The 1,215-nt window shown below is 46.3% G+C and carries 1 protein-coding gene; it reads right to left on the bottom strand.

From position 1 onward, the window contains the following. Nucleotides 1–28 precede the first annotated feature (28 nt). The gene (locus tag Xedl_RS19645; RefSeq protein WP_074025400.1) at nucleotides 29–1,126 is read right to left on the bottom strand and encodes an ISAs1 family transposase; all 1,098 of its coding nucleotides are present in this window, start codon (nucleotides 1,124–1,126) and stop codon (nucleotides 29–31) included. Between the last annotated feature and the right edge of the window lie 89 nt (nucleotides 1,127–1,215).

Genomic DNA, 1,215 nt, shown 5'->3' with positions numbered 1-1,215 from the left:
CAGGGCGCGAGCATACTTTGATTGATATCTATCCAAAGAACACTTGTGCACGATAATCATCGCTCCAGCCGGCTTTTTTGAGTTTATTTCGTTGGCTGGGAGCACCACAGTCACATTGTTTGACCCTATTCAATACGATACGCCGGAATAACGCTAAATTTTCAATGGCTCCGTCCAGAATAATCCGTGAATCATCCTCTTTAAAAACCACATCAAGGATATAATGCTGGCTATTCTCAATCCGCCAATGCTGGCAAATGTAGTGCCCTAATGACTTGTGCCGGGGAGACAGTGAGCTGATATAGTAGGACGTATCTACCGTGCCTTTACCGTTTTCTGACCGGTGCCGTTCAACCGCAATGATACTGCGAATGGTTGGCCATGTTTCTGCCCTTTCCGGGGAAAATCGGGGTTTGAGCTGGAAAACATAGCGCTCTTCCCTACGTCCATGTGCTTCTTGCTTAACTTCGGTGACAATCTGTTCTTTACCTGCATCAAACACCGATTGAAATTGTGACTGGACAGCTGCCCATAACTTAGGCTGATTTTTCTTTACCTGGACAACCACATGCGCTTTCTTTTCCCTGATTTTTTCCAGTGTTTCACGCTGACAATGCAGGGCATCAAGCGTCACAATACTGCCTTTGAGATTCAGGATATCCAGCATTTGACGAACAACATGGATTTCCCCGTTTTTCGTGGTTGTGGCTTTCTGGCTCAACACTAATCCCCGTTCGGTGTCATAGGCAGTGACCAGCTGGACAGCATTTTTCTTTTCGTTCCGGTAGGCCCGTCTCAGGACTTTTCCGTCAAAGGCGATGACAGGTTTACCGCCCAGCTCACGCTGTTCATTAACCCAGTTCAGTAAAGCTTCCAGTAAAGAATCCAGCTCGATAGCCCGCAGTATTCTCGCAATGGTATGTCGGCGGGGGATCCCATAGGGAAAGGCACGGTATTCCCTTAACCACTTAATTTTGGCTTGCCCATAAGTCTCAATGTCTTGCCAGCCTTCAGCCCCCGCCATAATGGCACTGACCACGAGGAAAATAATATCAACCAGATCGTATTGACGATTAATATCAGAGCGGGTTTCTTTCACAACGGATAAGTGTTCAATTAGAGTCATAGGTCAGCAATAAGAAGGAAAATAAGTCTCATTAGATCATGTCATTTGCCTTCATTCAAGAGATGCTAAAAAAGTATGCTCGCGCCCTG

Source organism: Xenorhabdus eapokensis, assembly GCF_001908105.1.
Note: the sequence above shows the minus strand (reverse complement) of the source record. Positions and strands in the feature narration are given on the sequence as shown.